We start from the raw sequence: 25,367 nt of genomic DNA on the forward strand, positions 1-25,367 counted from the left end.
GAGACCATGCCTCTTCCGGGGGATGTCGGAGCGCGTGGGCAGTAGGGCACGTTGCCGCCTCTCCTTTGCCTGGGGGGCATCCTGTCCGACGACGCCAATCACACATCCGCGGACCTGAGCGCATGGGCGCACGTGGATGCGCGGGGTCGGCCGCACCTGCTCGAGGAGCACCTGGAGCGAGTAGGGGAGCTGGCGGGGCGGTTCGCGCGGAGGTTCCAGTCAGAAGGCTTCGCGCGGCTGGCGGGGCGGTGGCACGACCTGGGGAAGTACACGGTCGCGTTCCAGAACCTCATCCGGCGGGAGAACGGGCTGGAGGCCCACCTGGAGCAGGAGGGGCCGGTGGGGCCCCGGGACCACTCCACGGCGGGGGCGCTGCACGCCAGGGAGGTGCTGGGCGGGGAGCTGGGCACACCGCTGGCATTCGTCATCGCTGGTCATCACGCGGGGTTGGCGAACGCGGAGGCGCTGGCGGACCGGCTCCAGCAGGAGCCTCGGCAGCGGCTGTATGCACAGGTGCTGTCGCGGCCGGTGCCGGAGGCGTTGCTGCGCGCGGAGGGGACGCTCGTGTTGCCGGAGTTCCTGGCCACGCGCCCGTCGTCGCCTCGTGAGCTCAAGGCCTGGCGTCGGCGGGTGGAGGTCTGGACGCGGATGCTGTTCTCCGCGCTCTGTGACGCGGACTTCTTGGACACGGAGGCGTTCTTCAACGCCGAGCGCGCGGCGCTGCGCGGGGAGTCCCCTGCCATCCCAATGCTGCGTGACAGGCTTTCGCGGCACCTGGAGGCGTTGGGGGAGCGCGTCCGGGCGCAGGGGCCGTTGTCGGAGGTGAACCGCGTTCGCGCGGAGGTGCTGGAGGCGTGTCTGTCGAAGGCGGCGGAGCGCCCGGGCGTCTTCAGCCTGACGGTGCCCACGGGGGGCGGCAAGACGCTGGCGTCGATGGCCTTCGCGCTGGAGCACGCGGCGAGACACGGGTTGGAGCGCGTGGTGGTGGCCATCCCGTTCACCTCCATCATCGAGCAGAACGCGGCGGTGTACGCGGAGGCGCTGGGCGGGGACGCGGTGCTGGAGCACCACTCGGGGGGAGACCCGGAGCGGGAGACGGCGCGCAACCGGGTGGCGGCGGAGAACTGGGACAGGCCCGTCGTGGTGACGACCACGGCGCAGCTCTTCGACAGCCTGTTCGCGAACCGGCCGGGGGCTTGCCGGAAGCTGCATCGGCTCGCGGGCAGCGTCATCGTGCTGGACGAGGCGCAGACGCTGCCGCCGGGTCTGCTCGCGCCCATCCTGGATGTGCTGCGCACGTTGGTGTCCGACCATGGGGCGTCGGTGGTCATCTGCACGGCCACGCAGCCGGCGCTGGGACAGCGGCCGGGGTTGGCGGAGGGCTTCGAGCAGGTGCGGGAGATCCTTCCGGATCCGCGTGAAGCCTTTCGGCGTCTTCGCCGTGTACGCGTGCGCTGGCCCGCGGAGGATGGGCCCTGGACACCGGAACGGCTCGCGGAGGAGCTGGCCGGGGAGTCGAGCGTCCTGGCCATCGTGCACCGCCGCGACGATGCGCGGAGGACGTGCGAGGCATTGGACGCGCGACTGGGAGACACGCGAACGATTCACCTGTCCGCGCTCATGTGTCCGGCGCATCGGAGCGACGTGCTGGAGAAGGTGCGAGTCCGGCGCGCGCGAGGGGAGTCCGTGCGGCTGGTGGCCACGCAGCTCGTCGAGGCGGGCGTGGATCTGGACTTCCCGGTGGTCTACCGCGCGCTGGGGGGACTGGATGCGCTGGCGCAGGCGGCGGGCCGGTGCAATCGCGAGGGGCGGCTCGACGGGTTGGGGGAGCTGCGGGTGTTCCTGTCGTCCACGGAGCCGCCGCCCGGGGTGCCGTCCACGGCGCTGGGGGTGACGCGTGAGCTGCTGGGGGCGAACCCGGAGCTGGAGCTGTTCGAGCCTTCGACGTTCGCGGCCTACTTCAAGCGCCTCTACGGGTCGAAGTCCCTGGATGCGAAGGGAATCCAAGAGCAGCGAGAGCGATTGCGCTTCCGGGAGACGGCGGAGCGTTTCCAGCTCATCGAGGACGGCTGGTCCGCGCCGCTGGTCGTGCCCTACGGCGAGTCCCCCGCGTGGGTGGTGGAGCTGGAGCGGGAGGGGCCTTCGAGGGACCGGCTGCGCTGGCTGCAACGCTACACGGTGAATGTCTCCCGGCGGCAGCGCGACGACTGGCTCGCGCGAGGGTGCGCGCGCTGGGTGGCGGAGACGGTGGTGGTGCTGGGGGAGGGGTTGGGGGCCGCATACGACGAGCGGCTGGGATTGGTTCCCGAGCGGGTGGGGACGTGGAGTCCCACGGCGCTGCTGGTGGATGGATGAGCGAACACGCGATGCATGGGGGTGACACATGAAAGCGCAGTCAGGCCGTGTCTTCCGGCTCCGGGCCCGGGGGCCGGTGGCGTGCTTCAGCAGGCCGGAGATGAAGGTAGAGCGGGTGAGCTACGAGGTGATGACGCCCTCCGCGGCGCGCGGCCTGTTGGAGGCCGTGCTGTGGAAGCCGGCCATCCGCTGGCAGGTGCATGAGATCACGGTGCTGGCGCCCATCGCGTGGACCAGCTTCCGCCGCAATGAGGTGAAGCAGCGCATGTCGGAAGGGGTGACGTTCTTCGCGGACGACTCGGACCGGAGGGCGCAGCGGAACACCGTGGCGCTGAGGGACGTGGACTACGTGGTGTCCGCGTCGTTCCATCTGACGGAGAAGGCCGGGCCGGAAGACTCGGTGCGCAAGTTCGAGGAGATGTTCGAGCGGCGGCTGGAGAAGGGTCAGACCTTCCAGGCGCCGTATCTCGGCTGCCGGGAGTTCGTCGCCGCCGTGGAGCCCGCACCGGAGCAGGTGCGGCCCATCGAGCCGGAGTTGGACCGGTCACTGGGCTGGATGTTCTACGACTTTGACTATCGCGGGGAGGAGACGGTGCCCCTCTTCTTCGAGGCGCGTCTTGAGAGAGGGCGGATGAAGGTGCCGACCTTGGAGCAGGTGCTCAAGACCCAGGGGGAAGTGGGGGAGGGCCGCCGATGATGCTCAACGCGCTGTATGCCTATGCGCAACGAGAGGGTCTGCTGGAGGACCCCGACGTCGAGCTGCTGGCGGTGGATGCGCTCATCGTGGTGGGGAGCGACGGGCGTTTCCTGTCGTTGACACCGACGACGGACGAACGAGGCCGGGGGCTGAAGCGTGCGGTGCCACGCATTCCCAAGAGGACCGTGGCCATCCAGCCGGGCTTCTTCGTGGACAACGCCCGGTACGTCCTGGGGTGGGGCGGCGATGCGGCGAAGGCGAAGAAGAACCCGGAGCGCGCGGAGGCGTTCCAGGCCGTGGTGCACGTGGTGGCGAAGGAGACGAACGACCCCGGTGCTCAGGCCGTAGCTGCGTTCTTGTCGAAGCTCGAAAAGCAGCTCCCAAAGGTGGTGGAGCAGCGTGAGGAGTGGACAGGCGAGGAGCGTCTGGCCTTCCGCTGGTCGGGGGATGAGGAGGGGACGCTCGTGCACGAACGTCCCGCGTTGCGCGAGGCGTGGGCACGACGGAGAGGCGCGGAGGGGGTGGGAGATAGGGCCGCGCGCAGGATGCGCTGTCTGGTCACGGGAGAGATCGGTCCGGTGGCGCGCTTGCATCCCTCCATCAAGAACGTGCCTGGCGCGCAGTCGTCGGGGGCCGCGCTGGTGTCATTCAACGAGGAGGCATTCTGCTCGCAGGGGCTGACGCAAGGAGAGAACGCCCCCATCTCCCGGGCCGCGGCGGAAGGGTATGCCACGGCGCTCAATCACATGCTGGCGCGGGATGGGGATAGACGCTACCGGCAGGGCGTGTCGCTGGGGAAGGACGCGGTGGTGGTGTTCTGGACGCGTGAGCCGGACCCGGTGGTCGACACGTTGTTGAACGTGCTCGACTTCCCGCAGCCGGCGCAGGCGGTGCATTTCGCGGAGTCCCCGCTGCGAGGGTTGGAGCCCGGAGAATTCGACGAGACGCCCTTCTACGCGATGACCTTGGGGGGCAACGCGGCACGCGTGGTGGTGCGCGACTGGTTCGAATTCTCCATCCGTGAGCTCAAGCGCAATGTTCTCGGATACTTCGAGGCATTGAGGCTCGAGGGGAGACGCGAGCGGCCGTTGTCCGTCTGGGACGCGGTGAGGGCGGTGGAGCCGCCAGGGGCTCGGGGGATTCCGCCGGACCTGGGGACGAAGTTGATCGGTGCGGCGCTGGGGGGCCGGCCCTTTCCCCGCGAGCTGTTGGCCGCCGCCCTGCGACGGCTGCGAGTCCCAGACAAGGACGACGGGGCGTCCTTCCTGCTGCATACGCGTTGCGCACTCATCAAGGCCACGTTGCGGCGACCGCCGCATGGCATCAAACCCATGGAGGTGTCCGTGTCGTTGAATCCAGACAGTCCTGAGGTGCCGTACCAGTTGGGCCGGTTGTTCGCCGTGTTGGAGCGGCTCCAGTGGATCGCGCTCGAGGGAGTCAACACCAGCATCAAGGATCGCTACTTCGGCGCGGCGATGGCGAACCCTGGAGTGGTGTTCCCGCGCTTGCTCCAGCTGTCCAACCATCACCTGGCGAAGCTGTTGGGGCGGTCGAAGGGAAGCGCCCGGTGGGTGGAGAAGCTGATCGCGGAGGTCATGGGCAGGCTTCCCCCCAGGGGGTGGTCGACGACCCTGAAGTTGGAGGAGCAGGGCCAGTTCGCCATTGGCTACTACCACCAGCGTCAGGACTTCTTCACGCGGCGGGATGAGGACTGATCGCTGCTCACGATGGATGGGTTGTTCTCACGAAACGGTGTGTCATCAGGAGTGGAATCCATGTCGCTCATCAAGAATCGCTATGACTTCGTCCTGCTGTTCGATGTGAAGGATGGAAACCCCAACGGGGACCCGGATGCGGGCAACCTGCCGCGTCTGGACCTGGAGACGGGGCATGGTCTCGTCACCGACGTGTGCCTCAAGCGCAAGGTGCGGAACTACGTGCAGCTTGTGCACGGATGCGCGGACGGCCAGGACATCTACGTGAAGGAGCGGGCGTTGCTCTCCGCGCTCCACGCGGAGGCGTACGGCCGGCTGGGGTTGAAGGTGCAGGAGGACAGCGAGGAGTCCCCGGCCGAGGCCGAAGCCGAGAAGGCGGAGGCCAAGGGGAAGGGCAAGGCGGAGAAGAAGCGCAAGTCCTCGGATGGAGAGGTGGTGCGCAAGGTGCGCGACGAGATGTGCCGGCGCTATTTCGATGTGCGCACGTTCGGGGCGGTGATGTCGCTGAAGGAGGCGAACGCGGGGCAGGTGCGTGGGCCGGTGCAGCTCACCTTTGGTCGCTCGGTGGATCCGGTCGTCGCGGCGGAGCACACCATCACGCGGATGGCGGTGGCGACGCGCAAGGAGGCGGATCAGCAGCAGGGCGACAACCGGACGATGGGGCGCAAGAACACGGTGCCTTACGGCCTGTATCGCGCGCACGGCTTCGTGGCTCCGGCGCTGGCGAAGCAGACGGGGTTCGGGGAGGAGGACCTGGGCCTGCTGTGGAAGGCGTTGTTGGAGATGTTCGACCATGACCGGAGCGCGGCGCGCGGGCTGATGGCGACGCGGCGGCTCCTGGTGTTCCGCCACGCGAGCGAGCTGGGCAATGCGCCCGCGCACAAGCTGTTCGACGCGGTGACGGTGCGGCGCAAGGACGAGTCCCGGCCGCCGCGCGACTTCACGGACTACGCGCTGAGCATGGGGAGCGTGCCGCCGGGCGTGGAGGTGATGGAGCTGGGCGGATGAGCGCCGGGCCCAGCGAATCCGAAGCCTTCGTGCCCATCTCCGGTCTCCAGCATCTGGTGTATTGCGAGCGGCAGGCCGCGCTCATCCACGTCGAACGCATCTGGGAGGAGGACGCCGCGACAGTGGCGGGCAAGCTCTTCCACGAGCGGGTGGACCGGGTGGGCAACGACCGCCGTGAGACAGGGAGGGTGGCGAGGGCGCTGCCGCTGCGCTCGGAACGGCTGGGCCTGGTGGGGCAGGCGGACACGGTGGAGTACCACCCGGACGCGACGGCACCGGGAGGGCTGCGGCCCTTCCCGGTGGAGTACAAGCGGGGAAGGGTGAAGTCGGAGCGCGCGGATCGAGTGCAGCTCTGCGCGCAGGCCCTGTGTCTGGAGGAGATGCACGGCGTGTCGGTCCCGGAGGGCGCGCTCTTCTACGGAGCGAGCCACCGGAGGGTGGGGGTGGTGTTCGACGTGGCGCTGCGCGAAGCGACGGAGTCCGCGGCGCGGAGGCTGGCGACGCTCATCCTGGAGCGACGGGTGCCGCGCGCGGTGTACGACGCGCGGTGCGCGCCGTGCTCATTGAAGCCCCGCTGCCTGCCCGAGTCGGTGTCGGACCCGGGCCGTGCGGTGAGGCATCTGGCCCGGATGCTGAAGGTGGAGGAGGAGGCATGAGTCTTCAGCTCAACACGCTGTTCGTGACGACGGAGGGGGCGTACCTGCGCAAGGACCACGAGACGGTGGTGGTCCGAGTGGAGGAGACGACCCGGGTTCAGGTGCCCTTGCAGCATCTGGCGTCGGTGGTGTGCTTCGGGCGGGTGGGGGTGTCGCCGGAGCTGATGTCGGCGCTGGCGGAGGCAGGGGTCCACGTGGCGTTCTTCTCTCCCACGGGGCGGTTCCTGGCGCGGGTGGAAGGGATGCCAGGTGGGAACGTGGTGCTGCGCCGGGGGCAGTTCCGGTGCGCGGATGATGGGCCGCGCACGCTGGCGTTGGCGCGGGCGATGGTGGCGGGCAAGGTCTACAACACGCGGCAGTTCCTGCTGCATGCGAAGCGCGACGCAGCGGATGCGCGGAGGCAGGGTCTGGCGGAGGCCGCGGAGCGGCTGGCGTCGAGCCTGCGGACGTTGGGGAGCGCGGAGACATTGGACGCGGTGCGAGGCGTGGAGGGGAACGCGGCCCGTGAGTACTTCGCGGTGTTCCCCTTGCTGGTGAAGCGCGAGGAGGAGGCGTTTCGGTTCGAGGGGAGGAGCCGGCGACCGCCGAAGGATCGGATCAACGCGTTGCTGTCATTCGGGTATGCGCTGTTGGCGCAGGACTGCGCGGGTGCGGCGGCAGGGGTCGGGTTGGATGCGGCGGTGGGGTATCTGCATGGAGAGCGCCCAGGCAGGTTGTCGTTGGCATTGGACCTGATGGAGGAGCTTCGGGCGGCGGTGGTGGATCGTCTGGTGTTGTCGCTGGTGAACCGGGGGCAGGTGGGGGCGGGGGACTTCGTGGAGGACGCGGCGGGTGGCTGGAGGATGAGCGATGCGGCGAGGAAGACATTCCTGGTGGCGTACCAGGAGGCGAAGCAGGTGCAGGTCCAGCACGAGTTCCTGGGGCAGCAGGTGCCGTGGGGGAGGGTGCCGCACCTTCAGGCCCTGTTACTGGCGAGGGTCATCCGAGGGGACCTGGAGGTGTATCCGCCCTTCAGGATGAGGTGAGGCGATGCTGGTGCTGGTCTGTTACGACGTGGCGAACGACGACGCAGCGGGGGCCCGGCGGTTGAGGAGGATCGCGGAGGCGTGCAAGGACCGCGGGGTGCGGGTGCAGTATTCGTTGTTCGAGTGCCGCGTCGGGAAGCGTGAGTGGGTGGCTTTGCGCCAGCGGTTGTTGGATGAGGCGGACCTGGCGAAGGACAGCCTGCGTTTCTATTTTCTGCACGCGGATGAAGAGACTCGATGTGAGCATCACGGGGTTCGACCCCCGATGGATCCCACAGGAACCCTCATCGTTTGAGGGGCAGCGCGAACCCTTCACAGTGGAGGGCTCCCCTGAGGTTCGCGCTCGGAAAATTCCGAGGAAGAACAGGGGGTTGTTGGGAGGGGATGGCTTCGCGAGGGAGGTGGAATGGTGGCGATGGATGGGTTCGCGGAAAGCTTCGAATTTTCTTTGGAAACTTCATACGTTAGAGCCAGTAGGGTCGCTCCGCTCTCCGGGGCGGAGCGTGGGTTGAAACTTGAAGAGAAGCTGCTTCTGCGCGGGCGACACGAGGTCGCTCCGCTCTCCGGGGCGGAGCGTGGGTTGAAACGACCCCGCCTCGCCCTGAGCCGCATCAAGGCCGTCGCTCCGCTCTCCGGGGCGGAGCGTGGGTTGAAACCATTTCCAGGCTCAGCAGCTCCACGGTCCCGACCGCCGGTCGCTCCGCTCTCCGGGGCGGAGCGTGGGTTGAAACCTTTGCCGCGTCACGTCCGCCCCCATTGCCTGCGGGCGGTCGCTCCGCTCTCCGGGGCGGAGCGTGGGTTGAAACTTCGGAGGAGCCATCCCGCTCGCGGGGTTCGCGTTCAGTCGCTCCGCTCTCCGGGGCGGAGCGTGGGTTGAAACCACGCCGGAATGGGCGTCACGCGGTCGTACTTCGTCGCTCCGCTCTCCGGGGCGGAGCGTGGGTTGAAACATCAGCTCGTTTCGTCGAGGTTGCGCCCGTGGTGGTCGCTCCGCTCTCCGGGGCGGAGCGTGGGTTGAAACATGTTCGCGTCGCCAGAAACGCCGGCGAGGTCGAGTCGCTCCGCTCTCCGGGGCGGAGCGTGGGTTGAAACCCACAGGTGCGGTGCTTCGTGCGGTTCGCCCCTCCGTCGCTCCGCTCTCCGGGGCGGAGCGTGGGTTGAAACCCGGCGGAAGTAGCGGTGGACGTCTCCCGGTGCGGTCGCTCCGCTCTCCGGGGCGGAGCGTGGGTTGAAACCTGGCATGGAGACGCGGCCCTTCGTCTTTCACGTGCCCGGTCGCTCCGCTCTCCGGGGCGGAGCGTGGGTTGAAACATCCCGTCACCCGCCGCAGCAACGCCAGCGTGCGGCGTCGCTCCGCTCTCCGGGGCGGAGCGTGGGTTGAAACTTCGTGGTGCCCTTGTCGCCGTCCTGCTGGTGAATGGTCGCTCCGCTCTCCGGGGCGGAGCGTGGGTTGAAACATGGCGTCCGCCAGCATCGCCTTGGCCCGGGTGGTCGCTCCGCTCTCCGGGGCGGAGCGTGGGTTGAAACCAGGTCGGGATGGGCGTCACGCGGTCGTACTTCGGTCGCTCCGCTCTCCGGGGCGGAGCGTGGGTTGAAACGTGGCCATGCGTACCATGGCCTGTAGACGGAGTTGTCGCTCCGCTCTCCGGGGCGGAGCGTGGGTTGAAACCTGGGTCCTCCGAGGCGCCGCCCGCGCCCGGTGGTCGCTCCGCTCTCCGGGGCGGAGCGTGGGTTGAAACTTCCCGGCGGGTGGCGGGACGCCGGACCTGCAGGTGTCGCTCCGCTCTCCGGGGCGGAGCGTGGGTTGAAACGACTACGAGGAAGGTCCCCGGCAGTGCCGCAGGCGGTCGCTCCGCTCTCCGGGGCGGAGCGTGGGTTGAAACCTTCACCCAGAGCCGGTCCCCGGTCTGGCCGTAGTCGCTCCGCTCTCCGGGGCGGAGCGTGGGTTGAAACTCGGTCTCGCTCTGGTTGTAATACTGCTGCTGCTGGTCGCTCCGCTCTCCGGGGCGGAGCGTGGGTTGAAACGCATGCCGCCCAGTAGGCCGGGATGCGGCTGTTCGTGCGTCGCTCCGCTCTCCGGGGCGGAGCGTGGGTTGAAACAACGCTCCCGTCAGGGCAGACGTAGGCGGTATATGAGGTCGCTCCGCTCTCCGGGGCGGAGCGTGGGTTGAAACATCCAGCCCTGGTCCCTGCTCCACGCCCTGGACAGCAGTCGCTCCGCTCTCCGGGGCGGAGCGTGGGTTGAAACATGTAGTGGTAGCCACTCCCGCATGTGCAATCCCATGTCGCTCCGCTCTCCGGGGCGGAGCGTGGGTTGAAACGACTTCTCGCGGCTCATGAGTGAGCAGGTGACGGTCGCTCCGCTCTCCGGAGCGGAGCGTGGGTTGAAACTCTTTGCGCGGGGTGCCCTGTGGCGGAGCTGGACGGGTCGCTCCGCTCTCCGGGGCGGAGCGTGGGTTGAAACTCCAGCCACACGTCCAGCGCGCTCCGGTGCTCCGTCGCTCCGCTCTCCGGGGCGAAGCGTGGGTTGAAACCTCGCGCTGCGGCGCACCCGCGATAACGCGGGGTGGTCGCTCCGCTCTCCGGGGCGGAGCGTGGGCTGAAACTTGAAGAAGGCCTTCCGCCGCTCGCGCGGTGTTGGTCGCTCCGCTCTCCGGGGCGGAGCGTGGGTTGAAACGTCATCGCGCGCCTCGCGTAGTCCTCACGCCCCAACAGTCGCTCCGCTCTCCGGGGCGGAGCGTGGGTTGAAACATCACCTGGGCACGCAGACCGCCGAGGGCCCCACGTCGCTCCGCTCTCCGGGGCGGAGCGTGGGTTGAAACACTTGGCACCGTTTGTGCTCCCCCGCCCAACTCGGTCGCTCCGCTCTCCGGGGCGGAGCGTGGGTTGAAACCTCCGGCTGCGGCTGGCGCCTGCCCGGGGCGCTCCCGTCGCTCCGCTCTCCGGGGCGGAGCGTGGGTTGAAACTCGTCGATGGACCCCACGCGCGACGACACCATCCCCGTCGCTCCGCTCTCCGGGGCGGAGCGTGGGTTGAAACTGTCTCGGTCTGGGGGGCATCAGTCGGTCCTGGTCAGGTCGCTCCGCTCTCCGGGGCGGAGCGTGGGTTGAAACCCGACCTCGCGCCGCACGCGTCCGCGCCCGGCGGTCGCTCCGCTCTCCGGGGCGGAGCGTGGGTTGAAACTTCGCCGCGCGCGCCGCCCACACCGCACGGAGCGCGTCGCTCCGCTCTCCGGGGCGGAGCGTGGGTTGAAACGAGCGCACCAGTCATACATGCGGCGCTCTTTTACGGTCGCTCCGCTCTCCGGGGCGGAGCGTGGGTTGAAACGCGCTCGAATTCAGCCAGTCGAAATGATCTCCACGTGGTCGCTCCGCTCTCCGGGGCGGAGCGTGGGTTGAAACGACGGCCAGTTGCAGCGTCCGGATCAGCTCCCGGGGCGTCGCTCCGCTCTCCGGGGCGGAGCGTGGGTTGAAACCAGGCCGTGACGGTGGCGGCGCTCATGTCCCTCCGGGTCGCTCCGCTCTCCGGGGCGGAGCGTGGGTTGAAACGACTGCGCAGCGGCGAGCCTGAAGATCCTCCGGTCGCTCCGCTCTCCGGGGCGGAGCGTGGGTTGAAACGTCCAGTCCCGCCAGTCGTGGCGAAGATGTTCGTGTCGCTCCGCTCTCCGGGGCGGAGCGTGGGTTGAAACGAGGCTGAGCGCGCAGCCGCCCAGGAGGCCCGCGGTCGCTCCGCTCTCCGGGGCGGAGCGTGGGTTGAAACAAGGTGCAGGGGCTGCAACGCGTGCACGACGCGCTGGCGTCGCTCCGCTCTCCGGGGCGGAGCGTGGGTTGAAACTCGACAGCAGCGTGGACGGTGACACGCAGGTGGGCGGCGCTCCGCTCTCCGGGGCGGAGCGTGGGTTGAAACAGTAACGAGACGAGGGGGCTGCGCGGCGCCCCCGTCGGCGCTCCGCTCTCCGGGGCGGAGCGTGGGTTGAAACTCTGTGCGACCGTACCAAGTTTCTCTGTGCGCCCAGTCGCTCCGCTCTCCGGGGTGGAGCGTGGGTTGAAACTCCGAGGTCGCGCCCTCGTCGGAGTCGGGGGCCGTGTCGCTCCGCTCTCCGGGGTGGAGCGTGGGTTGAAACGGAGTCGTGGGCCGGGCGCCCGGCCCACGCGGGGCAGTCGCTCCGCTCTCCGGGGTGGAGCGTGGGTTGAAACTGCGCGAGGTGGTGAAGGTCTCGGAGGCTCGTGCGTCGCTCCGCTCTCCGGGGTGGAGCGTGGGTTGAAACGAGGACGCCATCCGCGACCTTCCACTGCCCGGGGAGGAGGTCGCTCCGCTCTCCGGGGCGGAGCGTGGGTTGAAACACCCCTGCACTGTCGCCCGCCTCGTTCAGCGCGCGGGCGCTCCGCTCTCCGGGGTGGAGCGTGGGTTGAAACGCCTTCGCTGCGCGGAGTACGCAGAGGAGGAGGCAGGTCACGGTCGCTCCGCTCTCCGGGGTGGAGCGTGGGTTGAAACTGTCGCCAGTACGTCTCGGTGCGCCCACAGGTGAAGTCGCTCCGCTCTCCGGGGTGGAGCGTGGGTTGAAACTCCGGGGCCTACATCAGCTACACGCACACGGTGCTGGGTCGCTCCGCTCTCCGGGGTGGAGCGTGGGTTGAAACATGGTCGACAGCGCGGGGGGCTCACCTTCCGCCACCCGTCGCTCCGCTCTCCGGGGTGGAGCGTGGGTTGAAACACCTGGACAACTCCTCCATGGCCTGCCCCGACACCCGTCGCTCCGCTCTCCGGGGCGGAGCGTGGGTTGAAACATCGCCGTGCGAAGGTTCTCCATAGGATCACGCGTCGTCGCTCCGCTCTCCGGGGCGGAGCGTGGGTTGAAACCTTCAACTCGTACCGAATCACTCGGTTGCGCATGGTCGCTCCGCTCTCCGGGGCGGAGCGTGGGTTGAAACCAAGCCACGATGAGCGCGAAGATGAGCATCACCACGTCGCTCCGCTCTCCGGGGCGGAGCGTGGGTTGAAACTCATGCTCGCCACTGTCGTCATAGACTGCGTGCATGTCGCTCCGCTCTCCGGGGCGGAGCGTGGGTTGAAACACCAGCAGCCGCCAGGAGTTTTCCCCCTCCACCTCGTCGCTCCGCTCTCCGGGGCGGAGCGTGGGTTGAAACGCGCGGACGAGGCGATCCTCGACGCGCCGGGTTACTGTCGCTCCGCTCTCCGGGGCGGAGCGTGGGTTGAAACGCTGCGGTTCGCGTCGCTGCCCACCACCGGCAAGGTCGCTCCGCTCTCCGGGGCGGAGCGTGGGTTGAAACCCCCAAGCGCTTCGCGGTGCCCGCCGTCGTCCCCCAGGGTCGCTCCGCTCTCCGGGGCGGAGCGTGGGTTGAAACGCGCGACGGACCGCGCGTGGGAGCTAGGGGAGCGTCGTCGCTCCGCTCTCCGGAGCGGAGCGTGGGTTGAAACATGCTGGTGTCCTCGGAGCGCTCATAGGTGGGGCGGTCGCTCCGCTCTCCGGGGCGGAGCGTGGGTTGAAACTCCTTCAGCTCCTGGGCATAGGCGACATCGAAGAGAGGTCGCTCCGCTCTCCGGGGCGGAGCGTGGGTTGAAACCCGGCCTCCACGTCACGGCGCCGCGTCGTCGCCGGTCGCTCCGCTCTCCGGGGCGGAGCGTGGGTTGAAACCAGCGACTCGGGAGCGCGCCGGAAAGGCTGACGCTGTCGCTCCGCTCTCCGAGGCGGAGCGTGGGTTGAAACGCTGGGAAATGCGAGGCCCAGGAGCGTCTCCTGGACCGGCGCTCCGCTCTCCGGGGCGGAGCGTGGGTTGAAACCATGTTGCTTTTGACCGTGGTGATTCAGCGCCCCGACGGCGCTCCGCTCTCCGGGGCGGAGCGTGGGTTGAAACCACCAGCAACACCGGGATTGTGGCGCTGACGGCGCGGGTCGCTCCGCTCTCCGGGGCGGAGCGTGGGTTGAAACACCCCGTGGTCGGTGAACGGAGCGGGGCCGATCGGTCGCTCCGCTCTCCGGGGCGGAGCGTGGGTTGAAACAGCATCGCCCCCGGGTGATCACCTGTCCCCGGGAGTCGCTCCGCTCTCCGGGGCGGAGCGTGGGTTGAAACCTCCCTATCCAATCGAGGTTGTCCATGCAGAGCGCGTCGCTCCGCTCTCCGGGGCGGAGCGTGGGTTGAAACCCCGCAAGCACGAGCCCTGCGATGTGACGACTGGTCGCTCCGCTCTCCGGGGCGGAGCGTGGGTTGAAACCACGCGGGCACCAACGGCCTGCGCGGGCCCGTCGTGTCGCTCCGCTCTCCGGGGCGGAGCGTGGGTTGAAACCACCGCTTGGACCTCACCGTGCCCTCGCCTGCGGAGGTCGCTCCGCTCTCCGGGGCGGAGCGTGGGTTGAAACCTCTGGCACGTCGTACGTGCCGGGCGCCTTCCGCGTGAGCCGCTCTCCGGGGCGGAGCGTGGGTTGAAACCTCTGGAGGGACAGGCACGGGACATGGAGCACCTTGGTCGCTCCGCTCTCCGGGGCGGAGCGTGGGTTGAAACCTCGCCTCGTGGAAGTTCAAGGCGGCGCTGGTGGGTCGCTCCGCTCTCCGGGGCGGAGCGTGGGTTGAAACGCGCTCCGCGGCGTCTGGCCGGTGGGCCCGCCTCCTGGTCGCTCCGCTCTCCGGGGCGGAGCGTGGGTTGAAACAGCAGTTGAAGGAGCAGCGCGACAGCGTGACGGCGTCGCTCCGCTCTCCGGGGCGGAGCGTGGGTTGAAACATGGCCTCTGCGGCGGTGAAGCCGGCCTGGGCGGTCGCTCCGCTCTCCGGGGCGGAGCGTGGGTTGAAACGGGACCTACTGGCGTGAGAGTGGCATCAAGGTGGCCTGTCGCTCCGCTCTCCGGAGCGGAGCGTGGGTTGAAACTTCGCCCAGTCCTGGGCATTCGCTTGGGAAGGACGGTCGCTCCGCTCTCCGGGGCGGAGCGTGGGTTGAAACTTGAGCTTTGCCACTTCACCGACGAGGCGGTGATGTCGCTCCGCTCTCCGGGGCGGAGCGTGGGTTGAAACTTGAGCTTCGCCACTTCAGCCGTGAGGCGGTGATGTCGCTCCGCTCTCCGGGGCGGAGCGTGGGTTGAAACGGGCCGTGCCCGGTCAGGAGTCCCGCCAGTGGCGGTCGCTCCGCTCTCCGGGGCGGAGCGTGGGTTGAAACAAGAAGCTCAACACGTACACCCTCGCGGGCCCTGGCAGTCGCTCCGCTCTCCGGGGCGGAGCGTGGGTTGAAACTCAAGTACGGCGTCTCGTTTACGAACGCGGAGCAGGTCGTTCCGCTCTCCGGGCGTGGCGTGGCGTGGCGTGGCGTGGCGTGGCGTGGCGTGGCGTGGCGTGGCGTGGCGTGGCGTGGCGTGGATTGAAACGGCGTTCGGTCTTTGCGTGTCGCAGCCATAGGCAAGGTCGCTCTGCTCAATGGGGCGCAGCAAGGGTTGAAACTCTCGACGATTTTGAATCTAGCCGGTCAGCGTGGATTCACCTGAGTCCCTGCGGTATGCGAGCGCGGAACGAATCAAATGGGTCATCACCGCGGACGGCCAGCTGAGAGTCATTCCACATACATGGCAGGGGGTTGAGCTTTCTCATGCGGTCGCGAGCGGAGGTCGCCCCGTGTTGGCTGCCGGTGAAGCAGAACTCTCGATTCACGGCACCACTCGCTTCGGAATCCAGTTGACGTCTCGCAGCGGCCATTATCTGAACGGGGCTTCCCAGGCCGCGAGCGAGAGTGTCCTGGAGCTCGGTCGGCGGGCATTTGCCAGATTTGGAATCACGTTCGCTCCGTGACGGTAACTATGGAAACGAAGACTCCTCTTCTGCAAACCGTCCTGAAGTGGCCGCTCCCGCAGGTGCGAGCCTGGCTCGACGGGCTTTCTATCGGCGAGCCAGTGGGCGGCGAGAACTTCAATTGGGATGGATTCGCCTTCACCGCCGCAGCCCGAGCCAGAGAGGAGCGGAGCGTTCCATGGGCGCATATCGCACTCCTTGTCTATGGAGTGCTCGCAGGGCGTTCGGCTGGCGGCGATACCCACTCCATCATGCTCTCAGCGATGAGTCTGCGGGCCTGGATGATCAGGGAGCTTGGCGCGCAGGAAGGGGATGCTGTCTTGGAGCCGGAAGTCATCTTTGACTGGTTCCAGGAACTTGCCTCCATCCCCATTGAGGAGGCAGCCAGGATCGTGTCCCTTCAGGACTGGAGCCTGATTCCAACAGCTCTGCTCCTCAGGCTGCGCTACATCAAGAGCGCGCTCAATACCCTGGTCCTCATCTCTGAAACAGGACTGGTGCAAAAGCATCCCGAGCTGAATGACTGGTTTCTGCTCAGGAGTCGCTTGCCGTGATGCTGCCGCGCACGCTGTCCACGGGATGAGCGAGCGCAAACCCCGCACCGTCCTACGCGCACCCGACCAGTTGCACGACCTTCACACGTCCTGAATCAGTCGTAGGGCCCCGGGGGCCTCCCGGCCGTGGCGAGCGGACAGAGCTGCGGGATGATGAACGCGTCACGGGTCATCCTCAGCCCCATCACCAGCAGGATGGATGAGAGGACCAGGCTCGCGAGGGCGACCCCGCGCTTGTCACCGAGCAGCTGTTTGCCCGTACCCTGGAAGAACGCGGCCTGCAGGATGAGCAGCACCGCGGGACTGAGCACCAGCGCCAGAATCAGGGGACCGCTCCCCGTGCACCTGTCGAAGTCCGCCGAGGTGAGGTCGACGAGCGGCCCGCCCGCGGAGATCGTGGTCAGCACCAAGAAGATCACGGCACCGACAAGCAGGAAGAAGGCCTGTCGGAACCAGGACGGCTTCGGTCGGTCCATTGCAGCCGACCCCCGGACGTTGACGAGGACGACGCGGTTCAGGACCACCGAGCCAATGGTCCAGGGGATCAGATCGGCCCACAGGGGAACGGTGACGTCCCTGGCGATGCGGTCCATCGAGTTGATGCAAGCGAGCGCCCACAGCGGCCAGAGAGCCGTGGCGCAGAGCACGATAGGGGCAAGGGCGCGACGAAGCATCCGGTGAGGGTAGCAGATGCCGCACCCTGGAACTGGCGACCTCCCATCTCTTCGCAGTGCAGCCAACCCATCACAGACGGTTGCTCACTTCTTCCTTTGCCGCTCCAACGCCTTCCGCACGCGCTCTTTCTTCTCCGGATGCCATCCATCTGGACCTGAGCGCCATCCGCGCCTCCCTCACTTGAACCGGCACGGTTGATTGACCGTGGCCTGCTCCTCCAACTGCACGACCATCAAGGTCACCGGCCCGGGACCGACGTTGCCGGAGAGGTGCCCCTTGTGCCCCTGCGCGTCCGGCCGCGTGTTCAAGTCCTCGCCCAAGGACACCTCCCCCGGACCCAACTCCACGCGCGTGCCGTCCATTGCTTCGACGAACCACGTCCCGGAGAGCGGGATGATCCACTGGACCTTCGGGTCCTCGTGCCACGAACCCTTCCATCCGTCAGGCTGGACCGTGAAGAGGACCTGCGCCTGCCCGGGAGGCTGGCGCGCCTGCCATTGCGGATCCGCGGGCGGCGACATGCTCTTCAAATCAAAGCTCCGCACGGGACACCGGGTCATGTGGCTGACCCCGTGGTCGTCCGTCCAGTTGTGCCAGTAGCTGAACACCGGAGCCGGTTCTCGTGCCCGCGCCGCTCCACCCCCGCCCAGCACGACCGCCAGTCCGCAGCCCACCAGGAACGGACCCGCTCCAAACCGTGAACGCATGACACGACTCCTTCCGCCGGGCCCCCACGCAATCCCAGCCTGGGACCGTCCCTACAACTCGACGTACACCTTCGGGTCGCCGCCCAACCGGTGGCCTCGGTCCAGCGTCGCGAGCGCGGCCAGGTCGTCCGCGTCCAGCCGGAAGTCGAAGACCTCCAGGTTCTCGCGCATGCGCTGGGGGTTCTGCGACTTGGGGATGGGCACGTCCCCCAGCTCCACGTGCCACCGGAGGATGATCTGCGCCGGACTCCGGCCGTACTTCTTCGCCAGCCGGGTGATGACCTCGCGCTTCAGCAGGTCCCCACCCTGACCCAGCGGGCTCCACGCCTCCACCAGGATTCCCCTCGCGGCGGCGTCCTCCCGGAGCGCCTGCTGCGCGAAGTCCGGGTGCAGCTCCACCTGATTCACCACCGGCATCACGCCCGTCTCCATCACCAGCCGCTGGATGTGCTCCGGCTCGAAGTTGGACACCCCGACCGAGCGCACCCGGCCCTCCTCCCTCAGCCGCACGAACGCTCGCCACGAATCCACGTAGAGGTCCCGCCCCGGCAGCGGCCAGTGGATGAGGTACAGGTCCACCGACTCCAACCCCAGCCTTCGCGCGCTCGCATCAAAGGCCCGCAGGGTCGCGTCGTAGCCGTGGTCCGCCCCGCGCAGCTTCGTCGTGACGAAGACCTCCGAGCGGGCAATGCCAGACGCCCGCAGCCCCTGTCCCACCGCCTCCTCGTTGTCGTACCGCGCCGCCGTGTCGATGAGCCGGTATCCCGCCCTCAGCGCCATCTCCACCACCCGGGCCGCCTCGTCGCCCTTCAGCGGCCAGGTGCCGAAGCCCAGGGGAGGAATCGAGTTCCCGTCGTCCAACTCGCGCGGAGCCTGCGTGGCCATGACGTCTCCTTGAGTGAGGGGCCTTCCCAGCGGCGGGCACGCCCGACACCACCCGGCGCCATCCCAGCCCGTGACGGTGAAGGTCCCCGCATGACCGCGTTCCACAGCAGCATCCCGAGAAGGGTGGGCATCCCCCCGCGCCGTCCGCCAACCGCGGGCCCAGCCCTGGCACCGTTCACCCGGCCGGCTGCTCTCCTGGCCTCGAGCCGCCTGCCGCTCAGGGCGCCGGTGGCGCACCCCCATCGCCCGGTGGTGGGATGAAGCCCCCATCGTCGGGCGGCGGGCTGCCTCCTGGCCCCGGCCCGCCCTCGCCGCCGTCCGTCGAGCCCGAACCGCCGGGCGCGTCGCACAGCGCCTCGGACGTGGACGCACGCAGGATGAGCGTCTTCGCGCAGAGCAGCGACCCGTCGTCCATCACCGTCTCTTCGAACAGATACTCATCCACCGCGGACGCCGCGATGACCGTGTCGTCCGTGTTGTTCGTGTCCCGCGTCTCCGTCCGGGCATACGTCGCCACGGTGCCGTAGATGTCGTCCGACAGCGCGTCGTCGAAGAACAGCTGCGTCGTCAGGAACTCCGTCTGCTCGCTGTAGCCCCCGTCCGGGGTGACGCCCCGCCGCACCGTCAGGTGCAGGTGCACCGTGCGGCTGGAGTACCAACCCGGGTAGCACGAATAGAAGTCCACCCGTCCCCGCGAGTCCGTGAACTGCACGCCCCGGAAGTACTGGAACGGCTCGACCTCGCTGGCCGCGCTGCCCGCGCAGAACGCCAGGTTCTCCGACTCGCCCGAGTAGACCCCCGTCGGCATCGCGTGCCAGATGTCCACCGACGCATCCGTGATGGGCTGGCAGTCCTCATCCAACAGCTGGAACGCGAAGCGCACCGGCACGCCCGCGAGCCCATCCGTGACGTCCTGGGCCACCCGCGTCGGCGCGTAACACGGCCCCTGTGTCATCGCGCACGTCAACGTGCACGGCGCGCTCGGCGCCTCCGTGAATGGATCAAAATCCCGCGTCGCCTGGGTGATGGCCGCCGTCCCCGTGGTCGCCCACGTCGGGTGCGTCCCCGCGTCCGGCGTCCCCGTGTCGTCGTCATCGCCGCACTCGAGCTGCGTCAGGAACGGCAACGCCACCAGCCCCGTGCCCAGCACCCGCAGCACCCTCCGCCGCGAAAACGCCGCCGTGACCGGCATTCCCACGGGCCCCACCGCCGCGCCTCGTTCATCCCGCATGTCCTTCCCCCCGTCGCGGCCCACAGGGTCCACGAACCGGGCGCGGTGTCCGCGCGCTTCTCCCTCCCTGTCCGGTGGATCACGCACCCCCTGTTCCAGCCCCGACGCCTCGGCTTCCGCCCAAGTTGGAAGTGGACGCCGCGCGCTCCGGCACCCGCGTCCCCGCCGAACGCGGCTGCGTTCCAGCTGGAGCCCCGGAACCCCGGTCATCCATGCAGGACACTTCAGTCCGGGGGCTTTGTCCGGCCCCCAACACGCCGTGGATCCGCGCCCTCCTCGCACTCCTCAAGGGCTTCCCGGTGCCCACCGCGAGACTGGCAAACGCGGCTTTCTTCGAGAGTGAACGAGATGTTTTCCAGCCTCGGTGTTCGTGTTGTCACGCACTGGAAACGCGCGGGGGCTGCTGTCATCGTTGAGGGACTGCGCGGTGCGGCAGCGACGTTGAAGGGGAATCAGGGCGGAAGTGCTCAAGGTCTGGCGGACCCAACGTATTGGGATGGGCAGGACGGAAAACAGTTCCGTCCCGGGGCTGTAAAAAATCCCCGAAACCGAGGGGTGTCTTCGGATGAGCTGGAACCCACGCCGCATTCGAGTGTCGCGAAGACGAAGCGGATCAACCGGTTGGCGGGTCCGCCCGCGTGAGCCGGAAAATCCCGGCTCCTGGCACATCCCTCGCATCGGCCGCTGACGCTGTTCCACCCCCGCTTCGCCTCCCAGGTCCGGTCCCCTCGTGCTCGCCCCGTCGCCTCACATCTGCTCCTGCGGTCAGCCCCACTCCGAAGCGGAGGCGTGTCCTACGCTGATGCGCGGACTGGATGCGACCGGCGGCACGATGCTCTACGCCGGCACGCCGCCGCCGGGACCGGCCGGGGTGGTGCCCGTGACGCCGTCGCCCATGTCGTCGCCCACGCCCGTGGTGCCGTCGCTGGTGGGCCAGGAGTTCGGCCGCTTCCGCATCGTGCGCGAGCTGGGCCGCGGCGGCATGGGCACCGTGTTCCTCGCGGAGCACACCCTCATCCAGAAGCGCGTGGCCATCAAGGTGCTCCACGCGCACCTGGCCCAGGCCCCGGAGCTCATCGCGCGCTTCCTCTCCGAGGCCCGCACGCTCACGCTCGTGCAGCACGAGAACGTCGTCACCCTCTATGACCTGGACTCGCGCGACGGGCGCCCGTACCTCGTCATGGAGTACCTGGAGGGGGACAGCCTCGCCAACTTCGCCCGCGGCCCCATGGCCCCGGCGCTGGTGGTCGACCTGATGACCCAGGTCTGTGACGCGCTGGGCGCCGCGCACGCGCACGGCATCGTCCACCGCGACCTCAAGCCCGCCAACGTCTTCCTCGTCCCCGGCCCCAACGGTCGGCACCGCGTGAAGCTGCTCGACTTCGGCATCGCCAAGCTTCTGTCCCGCCCCGCCGGGGAGATGACCACCGAGGTGGGCGTCCTGCTGGGCACCCCGGAGTTCATGGCCCCCGAGCAGTGCGGCGATGGACTGGTGGACGCGCGCAGCGACATCTACGCGGCCGGCGTGCTCGCGTACCTGCTGCTCACCGGCCAGGTGCCCTTCGTCGGCCGCACCGCCGCTGAAATCCTCGTGGGTCACCTGCAGAAGGAGCCGGTCGCGCCGCACGAGCTGAACCCCGCCGTGCCGGAGGCCCTGTCCCGCGTGCTGCTGCGCGCCCTGGCCAAGCGGCCCGAACACCGCTTCACCTCCGCCATCGAGCTGCGAGCCGCCCTGGAGGCGGCCCTCGCGCCGCCGCCCGCGCCGTCCGCCGCGCCGCTCACCGCGCTCCTGCGCGGCACCGGCGCCCTGGCCTCCGTCGAGCTCAAGGGCGAGTGGGTGGGCCGCTCCGGCCTCTTCTTCCAGCTCACCGCCCCGCCCCCCGCGCTCCTGTCGGACGTGTCGCTGGTGCTGCGGCTGCCTGGGGGCGACCTGCCCTGCGCCGCGCAGGTGGTCCGCCACGTCACCGCCGAGCAGGCCCAGTCGTGGCACATGTCCCCGGGCTTCGGCGTGCAGCTGCGCGACTCCAGCCCCGCCTTCCAGGCCCAGCTCGCCCAGCTGCGCACCGGCACGCGGCCGGGGGCCTCGCAGCCCACGGCGGCGGGCGGCTTCCCCACGCCCGAGGACGCGCAGGCGGAGGCCGTCCTCCAGGGCTTCCGCCGGCGGCTCGCCGGGGACCCCTACGCCGTCCTGGAGCTGCCTCGGGACGCCACCCTGGAGGCCGTGCGCACCGCCGCCCAGCGCTCGCGCGGCGCCCTGGAGCTGCTCAAGGCCCGGCAGCTGTCGGACGCCCAGCGCAACCAGGTGGACCGGGCGCTGGAGCGCGTGGCCGGCGCGCTCCACACGCTGGGGCATGTGGAGCGGCGCGTGGAGTACGACGCCACGCTGGGCAACGTGGAGGGCATCGAGCGCTGCCTCGCCGCGGGCCTCACCGCCACCATGCTGGAGCAGTGCCGCCGCCGCTTCCTCGCGGGCAACACCGGCCGCGAGGGCCGCGCCGCGGTGCACCGGCTGTCCGGGGACGCGCTGGCGTCCGTGGGCCGCCTGGAAGAGGCGCTCGCCGCGTATGAGCTGGCGGTCCGCGCGGACCCGCTGGACCTGGAGGGGCTCAAGCGCTGGCGCTTCCTCCGGGCCCGGGTGCGGGGCTCGACCGTCACCCGGTAGAGGGACCGGACACACATCCGTCCCCGGGTCGTCTTGCGTATGGGAGAGGAGTGCCCGTTAACTCTCTGCTCTCCCATGGCTTCCGAACCCGACGACAAGCTGCCGCCCCAGGGGCGCTTCAACCGCCTGCGCAAGCTGGCGGGCCTCTCCATGCAGGTGGGGTCGGAGGTGCTCAAGACGGGGGCCCGGCGCCTCTCCGGGGGAGACCCCTCGGACCTGCTCACCCTGGGGGCCGCGGAGAAGCTGGTGGCCACCCTGGGGGAGATGAAGGGCGCGGCCATGAAGCTGGGCCAGGCGCTCTCCATGGACCCGGACCTGCTCACGCCGGAGGTGCGGCAGATGCTGGCCCGGCTCCAGAACCAGGCGCCCGCCATGTCCTACGCGCAGGTGTCGCGCGTGGTGAAGGAGGAGCTGGGCGCGCCGCCGGAGGAGCTGTTCCGTGAGTTCTCCCCGGACGCGCTGGCCGCCGCGTCGCTCGGCCAGGTGCACCGCGCGGTGCTGCATGACGGCCGTCACGTGGCGGTGAAGGTGCAGTACCCCGGCATCGACGCGTCCATGGGCCATGACATGGACAACCTGGGCCTCCTCGTGAAGACGGTGTCCAAGACGTCGCGGATGATGGACGGCACCGCGTACTTCCGGGAGTTCCGCGACGAGCTCATGCTGGAGCTGGACTACCGCCGCGAGGCGAAGCTCGCCGCCGGCTTCGCGAAGAGCGTGGCGACGCTGCCGGACCTGTACGTGCCCCAGGTCATCGAGGACCGGAGCGCGCGCCGCGTCCTCACGCTGGAGCTGCTGGAGGGCCAGACGCTCAAGGACTGGGTGACGACGTCACCGGACAACGCCGCGCGCTTCCGCGTCGCGAGCCAGCTCATCCGCGCCACCTACGGCCCCTTCCTGGTCGCGGGCGAAATCCACGCGGACCCCCACCCGGGCAACTTCATGGTGATGCCGGACGGGCGCATGGGCCTGCTGGACTTCGGCTCCATCAAGCGCTTCAGCCCGGGCTTCGTCACCTCCAACCGCCGCATGTTCCAGCAGGCGCTGCGCCTGGAGATGCTGGACGTGCTGGGGCTGTGCCGCGAGGTCGGCTTCTCCATGGAGCTGCCGGAGGCGGAGGCGGAGGAGCTGCTGCGCGAGGTGCTGCACATCGCCGGGCGGCCCATGCGCGCGTCCCCGTTCGACTACGGCACCAGCGACATCAACCGCGACCTGCGCAATCACTTCACGCGCAACGCCGCGCGCTTCCTGCGCATCAAGCCGCCCCCGGAAGCGATGATGTTCTTCCGCGCCACCGGAGGCCTGTCCCAGAACCTGCGCCTGGTGGGCGCGAGCGGCGACTTCCGGCAGGTGTTCCTGGACGTCGGCGCGCTCGCGGGCGACTGAGCCTTTTGCGCGCGCTTACGTCCCGGCGGCGACGCGCGGGCGCTTGTGCAGCCGCTCCAGCTTGCGCGCCAGGTCCGCGCCCTGCGTGCTCTTGGACAGGTAGCCGTCCGCGCCCGCGGCCAGCGCCAGCGCGCGCAGCTTCGACTCGTCGGAGGCGGAGTAGAGGACGAAGCGCGTGTGCTCCGGGGCCTGCTGCCGGGCCAGCGTCAGCACCTTGTCGCCGCTGAGCGCCGGGATGTTCACGTCCAGCAACACCAGGTCCGGCGCCGTGGTCCGCACCAGGTTGGAGACCCCCAGCGACGAGCGGTGCGTGCGCACCTCGAAGTTGTAGGAGGACAGCGTCCGCTCCGCCAGCGCGAGCTGGTCCGCATCATCGTCCACGATGAGGACGCGAATCTTCGTCTCCGACATGGATGGCTCCCCCTGGAACCGAACCGGCGAAATGGGGTGTCTCGGACACGCCGCCCCAGGAACCTGCGACCCGAGCACGCCCGGAGTATCGCCCAGGGCTCTCCCCACTGGCCAGCCTCCCTGGAATTTTCTGGATTCTTCCGACCGATATCTCACCCTCACCCATCCCTCTGGGTGGGCACGCTGGGACAGCCATTCCCCCGCGCCAGGAGTCCGGATGCGGCCGCGTGGCGAACGAGGCCCAGACGCGGCGGGGAGGCAGCGACCCTGCGCGGATGTGGGCGTGGGGCGCTAGGAGGCCTTGAGGTGCCCGGGCGACTTCAGCGCGGGGAAGCTGAGGGTCATCACCGCGCCCCCCTCGGGACGGTTGGCCGCGGTGAGCCGGCCGCCCGCGCGCGTCACCACGCCGTGGGCCATGGCGAGGCCCAGGCCCGTGCCCTTGTCTCCCTTGGTGGTGAAGAAGGACGTGAAGAGGTGGGGCAGGGACTCCTCCGGGATGCCCAGGCCCTCGTCCTCCACGGTGATGCGCACCGACCTCCCCGCCTTGAAGGCGCGCACGCGCAGCAGGCCGCCCCGGGGCATCGCTTCACGCGCGTTGATGAGCAGGTTGATGATGACGTACCGCAGCTCCATCGCCGAACCGGAGACCTCCGGAAGCCGCTCCTGCGTCTCCACGTCCAGGCGCAGCGCCTTGCCCCCCTTCCGGGGCCGGTGCTCCAGGCCGCTCCGGGCGAGGTCCACCGCGTCGCGGACCACGTCCGCCAACTGGATGCGCTCCAGGACGGCGCCCGTCTTGCCGCGGGAGAAGTCCCGCAGGCGGTCCACGCGGGCGCTCGCGTCGGACACGATGCGCTCCATCGCCTCCAGGTGATCCCGGCCGGATGGCGAGGGGGCCGCCTCCGCCTGGAACATCTCCAGCCGCATCCGCATGGCGTTGAGCGTGTTGCGCAGGTCGTGCGCGATGCCCGCCGTCAGCTCTCCCAGGGCGCGCAGCTGCTCGCGCTCCCGCAGGGCGGCGCGCGCGCTCGTCAGCTCCTCCTCGGCGCGCGCCTGGGCGGTGATGTCGCGCACCTGGAGCAGCACCTGTCCCCGCGCGGTGCCGGCGACGCGCTCGGCGCGCACCTCCAGCAGCCGGGGCCGGACGTCGCCCTCCTGGCGGTAGCGCGTGACGCGCGGCCCCTCCGCCGCTTGGGCTCGCACCGCCGCCGCCTCCTCCTGGCCCACGTCGCGCAGGGCCATCCACCGCCCGGCTTCGCCCTCGCGCCGCCACGGCCCGCGAACGCGTCCCAGCGCGTGCCAGCGGGGGTTGGCCAGCACGACGGTGGTCGGGGTCAGCACCGCGAGCGCGGTGTCGTTCAGCTCCAGCGCCCAGCGCGCGAGCTCGAAGATGATGGCCTGCCTCCCGGTGCCCGCCCCCAGCTTGCGCACCAGGGCGGAGTGACTGGCCAGCGGCTCACGGTGCTTGCGCGGCAGCTCCGGCGCGTCGGGAACTCCAGCGCTGTTGGGGGGAGGCGGATGGGTGGCGGCGCGCGGGCTCATGCCTTCAGACGGGCCTGGAGACGGCGGTGCTCTTCCTGGAGCGCGGAGGCGCGAGGCGTGTCCTCGGAGCG

The 25,367-nt window shown here is 69.4% G+C and carries 16 protein-coding genes and 1 CRISPR repeat array; of the genes, 10 read left to right on the forward strand and 6 right to left on the reverse strand.

The features are described from left to right. The first annotated feature begins 51 nt into the window (after window positions 1-51). From FOF48_RS20190 to FOF48_RS20225, 8 genes are all read left to right on the forward strand, one after another. Window positions 52-2,355: a CRISPR-associated endonuclease Cas3'' gene (locus FOF48_RS20190; RefSeq protein WP_255442428.1), complete on the forward strand. Its 2,304-nt coding sequence runs from the start codon at window positions 52-54 to the stop codon at window positions 2,353-2,355. Window positions 2,356-2,383: 28 nt separating this feature from the next. Next, on the forward strand, window positions 2,384-3,052 hold the full coding sequence (gene cas5c / locus FOF48_RS20195) for a type I-C CRISPR-associated protein Cas5c (protein WP_143904066.1): 669 nt from the start codon (window positions 2,384-2,386) through the stop codon (window positions 3,050-3,052). Further along, on the forward strand, window positions 3,049-4,767 hold the full coding sequence (gene cas8c / locus FOF48_RS20200; RefSeq protein WP_143904068.1) for a type I-C CRISPR-associated protein Cas8c/Csd1: 1,719 nt from the start codon (window positions 3,049-3,051) through the stop codon (window positions 4,765-4,767). Before cas5c ends, cas8c begins: the two co-directional genes overlap by 4 nt. Before the next feature lie 60 nt (window positions 4,768-4,827). Further along, the gene (gene cas7c / locus FOF48_RS20205; protein ID WP_143904070.1) at window positions 4,828-5,775 is read left to right on the forward strand and encodes a type I-C CRISPR-associated protein Cas7/Csd2; all 948 of its coding nucleotides are present in this window, start codon (window positions 4,828-4,830) and stop codon (window positions 5,773-5,775) included. Further along, window positions 5,772-6,431 carry a CRISPR-associated protein Cas4 gene (cas4, locus tag FOF48_RS20210; protein WP_143904072.1) on the forward strand — a complete coding sequence of 220 codons (660 nt, stop codon included), beginning with the start codon at window positions 5,772-5,774 and terminating at the stop codon, window positions 6,429-6,431. The genes cas7c and cas4 overlap by 4 nt, the downstream gene beginning before the upstream one ends. Then, window positions 6,428-7,456 (forward strand): type I-C CRISPR-associated endonuclease Cas1c, encoded by a 1,029-nt coding sequence (gene cas1c / locus FOF48_RS20215; protein WP_143904074.1) that lies wholly within the window; start codon window positions 6,428-6,430, stop codon window positions 7,454-7,456. The genes cas4 and cas1c overlap by 4 nt, the downstream gene beginning before the upstream one ends. 4 nt (window positions 7,457-7,460) lie before the next feature. Next, complete coding sequence (cas2, locus tag FOF48_RS20220) at window positions 7,461-7,751, forward strand: CRISPR-associated endonuclease Cas2 (protein WP_143904076.1); 291 nt, start codon at window positions 7,461-7,463, stop codon at window positions 7,749-7,751. 182 nt (window positions 7,752-7,933) lie between these two features. Then, window positions 7,934-14,769: a CRISPR direct-repeat array (repeat unit 37 nt; unit sequence GTCGCTCCGCTCTCCGGGGCGGAGCGTGGGTTGAAAC). Between the two features lie 485 nt (window positions 14,770-15,254). Beyond that, entirely contained in the window at window positions 15,255-15,800 is a 546-nt protein-coding gene (locus FOF48_RS20225; RefSeq protein WP_143904078.1) for a hypothetical protein, read from the forward strand. A gap of 95 nt (window positions 15,801-15,895) precedes the next feature. On the opposite strand, the gene FOF48_RS20230 is transcribed toward FOF48_RS20225, so the two are convergent. From FOF48_RS20230 to FOF48_RS20245, 4 genes are all read right to left on the reverse strand, one after another. After that, window positions 15,896-16,393 (reverse strand): hypothetical protein, encoded by a 498-nt coding sequence (locus FOF48_RS20230; RefSeq protein ID WP_143904079.1) that lies wholly within the window; start codon window positions 16,391-16,393, stop codon window positions 15,896-15,898. A 258-nt stretch (window positions 16,394-16,651) separates the two neighbouring features. Then, window positions 16,652-17,182, reverse strand: a complete 531-nt coding sequence (locus tag FOF48_RS20235; protein WP_221938242.1) for a hypothetical protein — start codon at window positions 17,180-17,182, stop codon at window positions 16,652-16,654. A gap of 51 nt (window positions 17,183-17,233) precedes the next feature. Continuing rightward, entirely contained in the window at window positions 17,234-18,067 is an 834-nt protein-coding gene (locus tag FOF48_RS20240; protein ID WP_143904081.1) for an aldo/keto reductase, read from the reverse strand. Between the two features lie 217 nt (window positions 18,068-18,284). After that, window positions 18,285-19,298, reverse strand: coding sequence for a protocatechuate 3,4-dioxygenase (locus FOF48_RS20245; RefSeq protein ID WP_255442429.1), 1,014 nt, complete (start codon window positions 19,296-19,298; stop codon window positions 18,285-18,287). A gap of 802 nt (window positions 19,299-20,100) precedes the next feature. Here FOF48_RS20245 and FOF48_RS20250 point away from each other — a divergent pair. Together FOF48_RS20250 and FOF48_RS20255 are read left to right on the forward strand one after the other, a co-directional pair. Next, the gene (locus FOF48_RS20250) at window positions 20,101-21,960 is read left to right on the forward strand and encodes a serine/threonine-protein kinase (RefSeq protein ID WP_235685636.1); all 1,860 of its coding nucleotides are present in this window, start codon (window positions 20,101-20,103) and stop codon (window positions 21,958-21,960) included. Window positions 21,961-22,035: 75 nt separating this feature from the next. Then, a complete protein-coding gene (locus FOF48_RS20255) occupies window positions 22,036-23,346 on the forward strand; it encodes an AarF/ABC1/UbiB kinase family protein (protein ID WP_143904085.1) in 1,311 nt (436 codons plus the stop codon). A gap of 15 nt (window positions 23,347-23,361) precedes the next feature. On the opposite strand, the gene FOF48_RS20260 is transcribed toward FOF48_RS20255, so the two are convergent. Next, the gene (locus FOF48_RS20260; protein ID WP_143904087.1) at window positions 23,362-23,757 is read right to left on the reverse strand and encodes a response regulator; all 396 of its coding nucleotides are present in this window, start codon (window positions 23,755-23,757) and stop codon (window positions 23,362-23,364) included. A gap of 291 nt (window positions 23,758-24,048) precedes the next feature. Continuing rightward, entirely contained in the window at window positions 24,049-25,296 is a 1,248-nt protein-coding gene (locus FOF48_RS20265) for a sensor histidine kinase (protein ID WP_143904089.1), read from the reverse strand. Window positions 25,297-25,367: the final 71 nt, after the last annotated feature.

It is taken from the genome of Corallococcus sp. Z5C101001 (assembly GCF_007352635.1).
Taxonomy (GTDB): Bacteria; Myxococcota; Myxococcia; order Myxococcales; family Myxococcaceae; genus Corallococcus; species Corallococcus silvisoli.

Coding starts and splice junctions, on each gene's coding strand:
- cas8c (WP_143904068.1), top strand. CDS start 3,049: ATGATGCTCAACGCGCTGTATGCCTATGCGCAACGAGAGGGTCTGCTG.
- cas7c (WP_143904070.1), top strand. CDS start 4,828: ATGTCGCTCATCAAGAATCGCTATGACTTCGTCCTGCTGTTCGATGTG.
- FOF48_RS20235 (WP_221938242.1), bottom strand. CDS start 17,182: ATGCGTTCACGGTTTGGAGCGGGTCCGTTCCTGGTGGGCTGCGGACTG.
- FOF48_RS20260 (WP_143904087.1), bottom strand. CDS start 23,757: ATGTCGGAGACGAAGATTCGCGTCCTCATCGTGGACGATGATGCGGAC.
- cas4 (WP_143904072.1), top strand. CDS start 5,772: ATGAGCGCCGGGCCCAGCGAATCCGAAGCCTTCGTGCCCATCTCCGGT.
- FOF48_RS20240 (WP_143904081.1), bottom strand. CDS start 18,067: ATGGCCACGCAGGCTCCGCGCGAGTTGGACGACGGGAACTCGATTCCT.
- FOF48_RS20250 (WP_235685636.1), top strand. CDS start 20,101: ATGCGCGGACTGGATGCGACCGGCGGCACGATGCTCTACGCCGGCACG.
- cas2 (WP_143904076.1), top strand. CDS start 7,461: ATGCTGGTGCTGGTCTGTTACGACGTGGCGAACGACGACGCAGCGGGG.
- FOF48_RS20230 (WP_143904079.1), bottom strand. CDS start 16,393: ATGGACCGCATCGCCAGGGACGTCACCGTTCCCCTGTGGGCCGATCTG.
- FOF48_RS20255 (WP_143904085.1), top strand. CDS start 22,036: ATGGCTTCCGAACCCGACGACAAGCTGCCGCCCCAGGGGCGCTTCAAC.
- cas1c (WP_143904074.1), top strand. CDS start 6,428: ATGAGTCTTCAGCTCAACACGCTGTTCGTGACGACGGAGGGGGCGTAC.
- cas5c (WP_143904066.1), top strand. CDS start 2,384: ATGAAAGCGCAGTCAGGCCGTGTCTTCCGGCTCCGGGCCCGGGGGCCG.
- FOF48_RS20225 (WP_143904078.1), top strand. CDS start 15,255: ATGGAAACGAAGACTCCTCTTCTGCAAACCGTCCTGAAGTGGCCGCTC.
- FOF48_RS20265 (WP_143904089.1), bottom strand. CDS start 25,296: ATGAGCCCGCGCGCCGCCACCCATCCGCCTCCCCCCAACAGCGCTGGA.
- FOF48_RS20245 (WP_255442429.1), bottom strand. CDS start 19,298: ATGCGGGATGAACGAGGCGCGGCGGTGGGGCCCGTGGGAATGCCGGTC.